This is a genomic window from Cytophaga sp. (assembly GCF_051961495.1).
Lineage (GTDB): Bacteria > Bacteroidota > Bacteroidia > Cytophagales > Cytophagaceae > Cytophaga.
The window spans coordinates 1-7,694 of the sequence record NZ_JBQCDF010000120.1; the positions used below are offsets into that span (position 1 = coordinate 1).

The 7,694-nt window shown below is 38.2% G+C and carries 4 protein-coding genes; all 4 read left to right on the forward strand.

The window, feature by feature from the left end; genetic code table 11:
- The coding region (locus ACTHJT_RS05895; RefSeq protein ID WP_440237074.1) for a glutamate synthase-related protein at window positions 1-1,536 on the forward strand (1,536 nt) is incomplete at its 5' end.
- Window positions 1,529-3,031 (forward strand): glutamate synthase subunit beta, encoded by a 1,503-nt coding sequence (locus ACTHJT_RS05900; RefSeq protein WP_440237075.1) that lies wholly within the window; start codon window positions 1,529-1,531, stop codon window positions 3,029-3,031. The genes ACTHJT_RS05895 and ACTHJT_RS05900, both read left to right, overlap by 8 nt.
- Window positions 3,032-3,310: 279 nt before the next feature.
- On the forward strand, window positions 3,311-6,307 hold the full coding sequence (locus tag ACTHJT_RS05905; RefSeq protein WP_440237076.1) for a type I restriction endonuclease subunit R: 2,997 nt from the start codon (window positions 3,311-3,313) through the stop codon (window positions 6,305-6,307).
- Window positions 6,300-7,571 (forward strand): restriction endonuclease subunit S, encoded by a 1,272-nt coding sequence (locus tag ACTHJT_RS05910; RefSeq protein WP_440237077.1) that lies wholly within the window; start codon window positions 6,300-6,302, stop codon window positions 7,569-7,571. The genes ACTHJT_RS05905 and ACTHJT_RS05910 overlap by 8 nt, the downstream gene beginning before the upstream one ends.
- The last annotated feature ends 123 nt before the right edge of the window (window positions 7,572-7,694 follow it).

The following is a 7,694-nucleotide window of genomic DNA, read 5'->3' on the forward strand; positions in this document are numbered from 1 at the left end:
CACGATATTTATTCGATTGAAGATTTAGCACAGTTGATCTTTGATTTGAAAAATTCAAATCCAAAAGCACGTGTAAGTGTAAAATTAGTATCTGAAGCAGGTGTTGGTACAATTGCAGCAGGTGTTAGTAAAGCACACGCAGACTTAGTATTGATCGCTGGTTATGATGGTGGAACAGGAGCTTCTCCGATCAGTTCTATCCGTCACGCAGGTTTGCCTTGGGAACTTGGTTTAGCGGAAGCACACCAGACACTGGTTAAAAATAAATTGAGAAGCCGTATCACGGTTCAGTCCGATGGACAGATCCGTACAGGTAAAGATTTAGTGGTAGCTGCATTATTAGGAGCTGAAGAATTTGGTGTTGCAACTGCAGCGCTGGTTTCTGTAGGCTGTATCATGATGCGTAAGTGTCACCTGAATACTTGTCCGGTTGGGGTTGCTACCCAGAACAAAGAGCTTCGTGCCTTGTTCAGCGGTGAGCCTGAACACGTAGTAAACATGTTCACGTTCCTTGCAGAAGAAATGAGAGAGATCATGGCTGAGCTTGGTTACAGAACAGTTGACGAAATGATCGGTCAGGTACAGAATCTGGAAAAACGTACAGACATCGCGCACTGGAAATTCAAAGATCTTGACTTAAGCAAAATCTTATACAAAGAAGAAGCTGGTCCGGAAGTTGGATTATACAAAACGGAAGCACAGGATCATGGTATGGATGCCATCCTTGACATTGCTTTAGTAAGAGATGCAAAAGCTGCGTTAGACAATAAGCAAACTGTTAAAGGCGAATACAAAATTCAAAATACAGATCGTTCAGCAGGTACGATGTTGTCTTATGAAGTGTCTACAAGACACAAGGGACAAGGCTTACCGGATGCAACGATTCAATATAAGTTCAATGGTTCTGCCGGACAAAGCTTCGGTGGTTTCCTTGCACCGGGTATCCAGTTTGAATTGGAAGGTGAAGCGAATGACTATTGGGGTAAAGGTTTATCCGGTGGCCGTTTGATTCTGTATCCTTCTAAACAAGCGAAGTTCAAGCCAAGTGAAAACATCATCGTTGGTAACGTAGCATTCTACGGAGCTACAAGCGGTGAGTCTTATATCCGCGGCCAGGCTGGTGAGCGTTTCTGCGTACGTAACTCAGGCGCCAAAGCCGTTGTTGAAGGTGTGGGTGATCATGGTTGCGAATACATGACAGGAGGTTTGGCTGTTATCTTAGGAGAAACAGGCCGTAACTTCGCAGCAGGTATGAGCGGTGGTGTTGCTTATGTATACGACAAAGCACGCACATTCCCGGCACGTTGCAACATGGAAATGATTGAGTTTGATGTATTGGATGCAGAAGACAACCAGACATTGAAAACAATGATTGAGAACCATTTGAAATATACAGGTAGCGATGTAGCGCAGAATATCCTGAACAACTGGGATAGCGCCGTGAAGGATTTCGTTAAAGTAATGCCTTCCGATTACAAAGCAGTTTTGTTAAAAAGAAAAAGTCAAGGAAATAAGGAGGCCGTAATCAATGGGTAAGCCAACAGGATTTATGGAATTCGGCAGAGAGCTGCCAGGAAAAAGAGATCCGCAAGCACGTCTTAAAGACTATAAAGAACTTTATCTGGATTTCTCTGCTACGCAGATCAAGAACCAGGCGGCGCGCTGCATGAACTGCGGTGTACCTTTCTGCCACAGTGGTTGTCCGCTGGGCAATATCATCCCTGAGTTCAACGATGCGGTATACAGAAATGACTGGGAAGAAGCAGCAGAGATTTTATTCTCTACAAACAACTTCCCTGAGTTTACAGGAAGAATTTGTCCGGCACCATGTGAAGCATCTTGCGTACTTGGTATCAACAAGCCTCCGGTAACGATTGAAAACATTGAGAAGAGCATTGTTGAGACAGCATTTGAGAAAGGTATCTTAAAAGCAAATCCGCCGAAGAAACGTACGGGTAAAACCGTTGCGGTTGTAGGTTCTGGTCCTGCGGGTCTGGCTGCTGCTGCACAGTTAAACAGTGCCGGTCATACAGTAACAGTGTTCGAACGTGCGGATCAGGTAGGTGGTTTGTTACGTTATGGTATTCCTGATTTCAAACTGGAGAAATGGGTAATCGACCGTCGCGTGAAGCTGATGGAAGAAGAAGGCGTGATCTTCAAAACGAATACAAACGTTGGCGTTACCGTTAAAGCAAAAGACATCGTAAAACAATTCGATGCGATTGTATTAACAGGCGGCTCAACGGTTGGCCGTGATTTACCGATCCCGGGCAGAGAGTTGAAAGGCGTACATTTTGCGATGGAATTCTTAAGTCAGCAAAACAAACGCGTGGCAAACATCAAAACAGAAGTTGACCATACAGGTGAAGCATATAAAAACGGTGATTTGTTAGCTACCGGTAAAAATGTAGTAGTTATCGGTGGTGGTGATACAGGCTCTGACTGCGTAGGTACTTCAAACCGTCATGGTGCGAAGAATGTATTGCAATTTGAATTGATGCCGAAACCGCCTGAAGGTAAAAACGAAGCAACGCCATGGCCAAACTGGCCGATGATCTTGCGTACGTCTACTTCGCACGAGGAAGGCTGCGATCGTTTGTGGTCAATCACAACAAAAGAATTCATCGGTGATGCAAACGGCAACTTGACAGGATTGAAAATTGCTGAGATGGGCTGGGTAACACCTGCAGACAGCAAGCTGCCGAAGTACCAGGAATTACCGGGTACAGAGCGCGTGATCCCTTGCGAGTTGACCTTGTTAGCGATGGGCTTCTTACACCCGCAGCATGCAGGTATGCTGAATGAATTGGGTGTGGAGTACGATGAGCGCGGCAACATCAAGGCAAACGGCAAATATCAGACAAACGTAGATAAAGTGTTTACTGCGGGTGATATGCGCAGAGGACAATCATTGGTTGTTTGGGCAATCTCTGAAGGTCGCGAAGCTGCACGTAACGTAGATATCTTCTTAATGGGCACTACCAGCCTTGAAGCGAAGGATCACGGTATGCTGGATACGGTGTATGCGTAGGTAAAAAGTTAAGTTCTATATAGAAAATGCCCCGGAGAAATCCGGGGCATTTTTTTGTTATTACACATTTTAATTGAATTACTTTTTTAAAAATATATTCTTCTATTCGATTTAAGACAACTTAACGGACTTTACAGTTTTTTTCAGTGTATTTTACTATCTTGACAAGAATAATTTAATAAACTTCAATTAATAGAATTTAAAAAAATAAATTCTGATGCCTCACATTTTTAAGAATTCCATTTTTAGGCATTACGTCAAGATTTATTAAAAAAAATAATGAGTAAAGAAAATAAAATAGAACAAGACCTGATCAAGCAACTCACCGAGTTAAAATATATTCATCGACCAGAAATAGTTGATAGAAAGACGCTTGAGCAAAATTTTAGAACAAAATTTGAAGCATTAAACCGGGTAAAATTATCAGAGAGTGAATTTTTAAGGCTTCGTGAAGAGATTATTAATACGGATGTTTTTGTCGCTTCTAAACTGTTACGTGAAAGACAATACTTTCAACGTGAAGATGGAACTCCTTTATATTATACCTTAGTTAACATCAAGGATTGGTGCAAAAATGACTTTGAAGTTATTAGTCAATTAAAAATTAATACAGAAAACAGTCATCAACGTTACGACATTATTTTGCTGATTAACGGCTTGCCTGTTGTACAGATTGAGCTGAAGAAATTAGATATTTCTCCTCGGAAAGCTATGCAGCAAATCGTGGATTACAAGAATGAGCCAGGCAATGGTTATGGGAATTCTCTACTTTGTTTTATGCAGTTGTTTATTGTAAGCAATCGAACCAATACGTATTATTTTTCCAATAATAAAAATCAGCATTTTCAATTCAATGCGGACGAACAGTTTCTGCCTATCTACCAATTAGCAGATGAAAACAATAAGAAGATAACACATATAGAACCATTCACTGAAAAGTTTTTGACTAAATGTACACTTGGTGAAATGATTAGTAAGCATATGGTATTGGTGGAGAGTGAGCAGAAATTGCTTGTTATGCGACCATATCAGATTTATGCAGTTAAAGCCATTGTAGATTGCATTAAAGACAATAGAGGGAATGGATATATTTGGCATACTACTGGAAGTGGTAAAACCTTGACTTCTTTTAAAGCTTCTACTTTACTGAAAGATAATCCTGAAATTGAAAAATGTTTGTTTGTGGTAGATCGCAAAGACCTTGACCGACAAACCCGCGAAGAGTTCAATAAATTTCAGGAAGGAAGCGTAGAAGAAAACACGAATACTGAAACACTGGTAAGACGTTTACTCTCTACCGACTACGCAGATAAAGTAATTGTCACCACCATTCAAAAGCTAGGTCTAGCTTTAGATAGCACGAATAAGAAAAATTATAAAGAACGTTTAGAAACATTAAGCAAAAAGAGAATAGTATTCATCTTTGACGAATGTCATCGTTCGCAGTTTGGAGATAATCACAAGGCGATTAAAGAATTTTTTCCCAATGCACAGTTATTTGGCTTTACAGGAACCCCCATTTTTGATGAAAATGCTACGTATAATATTCGCGAAAATGAATATGCTTCTTACAAAACCACGCAAGATATTTTTGAAAAGCAATTACATGCTTACACCATTACACACGCTATAGATGATAAAAACGTATTGCGTTTTCACATTGATTATTTCAAAGGTAATGGGAACCAAAACCCTAAGCCGGGTGAGCCAATTACACAGCAGGCTGTAGTAGATGCTATAATGGAAAAGCATAATGCAGCTACCAATCAACGGAAATTTAATGCAGTATTGGCAACGGCTTCGATCAATAACGCTATTGAATACTATAAGCTATTCAAAGAGATTCAAAAGAAACACAAGACAGAAAATCCTGAGTATACATCTTTAAATATTGCTTGTGTATTTTCGCCACCTGCTCAATTGATAGCTAAAGAGGGAGATCAGCAAAGTCAAAAAAATGCGGCTGATGTAAAACAATTGCAGGAGGATTTGCAACAAGAGAAAATCGACAACCAAACCAATCCGGAAGAAAAGAAAAAGGCACTCGTTGAGATCATTTCTGACTATAACAAACAATTCAACACCAATCACAGCATTAACGAATTTGATTTGTATTATCAGGATGTACAAAGACGCATCAAAGATCAAAAATGGACAAACAAAGAACTTCCGCACAAAGAAAAAATTGACATTACTATTGTAGTGGATATGTTACTAACAGGTTTTGATTCGAAATACCTAAACACGTTGTATGTAGACAAGAATCTCAAGTATCACGGATTGATTCAGGCATTTTCTCGTACCAATCGTGTACTGAATGATACGAAACCATATGGCAATATTTTAGATTTTCGTTCGCAACAAGAAGCCGTAAACCAGGCTATTGCGCTCTTCTCTGGAGAAGACAATAGCAAAGCCAGAGAGATTTGGTTGGTTGATCCTGCTCCAGTTGTTATTGACAAGTTTAAAGAAGCCGTAGCGAAATTAGGTACTTTCATGCAGGAACATAAACTGCTAAGCGAGCCGGAAGAAGTGTATAATCTAAGAGGCGATGCAGCCAAGATAGCATTTATAGAGAATTTTAAAGATGTACAGAGGTTTAAATTACAATTAGATCAATTCACTGATTTAAACGAAGAACAAAAGGTAAGTATTGAAGCTATTTTACCGAAAGAAACTTTTCAAGAATTTCGGAGTTCATATATAGAAACAGCCAAACAGTTTCAGACAAGACAGGAGAAAGAGAATGTTTCGCTGGAAATACAACAATTGGACTTTGAATTTGTGTTGTTCGCGTCTGCTGTTATTGATTATGACTACATCATGAATCTGACAGCAGAAAACTTAGGTAAAAAAACCGGCACACAAAAAATGACAAAGGATCAAATAAAAAGTTTGCTCAAGTCAAACTCTAACTTAATGGCGGAAGAGGAAGACTTAGTTGGTTTTATTGATCAACTTGATTGGACTATAGGTCAAACTGCAGATCAACTAAAACATAATTTTGAAAAATTTATAGACAACAAATACAACAAAGAGCTGGCAGATATTGCCCACAAAAACGGTTTGCAAACTGCAGATCTTAAAACCTTTGTTGAAACAATCATAAGTCGGATGATTTTTGATGGTGAGAAACTTACTGATTTGTTAGAACCATTAGAATTGAGTTGGAAAGAACGTAGAGTAAAAGAATTGGCATTAATGGATGACTTAGTACCTCAATTAAAAAAAATAGCTCAAGGTCATAAAATATCAGGATTAGAAGCTTATGAGTAAGAAGAATAAATTAATACCTGAATTGCGTTTTCCTGAGTTTGCTAAACCTTGGAATATTATTTTGGTGTCAGATGTATGTGATGTTTATAGAGGGAGTACATTCTCTAAAGCCGATATGAATGAAAATGGTACTGAACCTTGTATTCATTATGGTGAGTTATTTACAAAGTATAATGAAGTGATTTCATGTGTTCATTCTAGAACGTATAGAAGTGATGGATTTAGGAGTGAAGTTGGGGATATTTTAATGCCTAGTTCTGATGTAACACCTGATGGCCTGGCAAAAGCATCAGCAATAATGCTCGATAATGTTGTTTTAGGTGGAGACATGAATATTCTAAGATCAAAAGCAAATATTGATTCCATTTTTCTTAGCTATTTACTCAATCATTCTAAAAAGGAAATTATCAAATTGGTTTCAGGAACTACCGTCAAGCATATATATCCCAGCCAAATAATTACTTGTCAATTACCTATAGTTGATAGCGAACCAGAACAAAAAAAAATTGCAGCCTGCCTATCTTCTTTAGATGAAGTAATTACATCTCACAGCAAAAAGTTGGAATTACTTAAAGAGCATAAAAGAGGCTTAATGCAAAGCCTTTTTCCGCAAGAAGGCGAAAAGGTGCCTAAATATAGATTTAAGGAGTTTTCGAATAAGGGAGAATGGATGACTGGTAAAGTAGGAGACTTAGTAAACACTGTAATGGGAAATGCTTTTAAAAGCGAAGACTTTGAAGAAGATGGGATACAACTTGTTAGGATGGGTAACTTATATCAAGGGGATTTACTGCTAAACAGAATGCCTGTTTTTTTACCATTAAAATATAAAGAAGAGTATTATAAATTTTTAATAAAACCATTAGATATATTAATGTCAATGACTGGTACTCTTGGGAAAAGGGATTACGGTTTTGTGATTCAAACACCGAAAGACTGTCCCGATCTTTTATTAAATCAACGTGTATTAAAAATTATTCCTCAAAAAAATTGTATTAAAGGCTTTATTCTCCAATTAATGAAGGCTGATTTTTTCTTGGAAAAACTTTATTCTCTTCCTGGAGGTACCAAACAAGCTAATTTATCAGTTAATCAATTAAGTGGTATTACAGTTTTATTTCCTTCTGTTAATGAACAACAAAAAATTGCCTCCTGCCTTTCTTATGTAGATGGATTAATAACAACAGAAGCCGAAGAGATAGAACAATTGAAGTTACATAAAAAAGGATTGATGCAAGGCCTGTTTCCTCAAATAAATGATTAGTGTATGAGTGCAATAACCAATTTTTCAAACCTGACAGGGATAGCTGAACATTTCCGAAAAGATTTGACTGGGGATCATAGACCCATGAAAGATTTAGTACTATTTTTTGCTCACAATGGTACT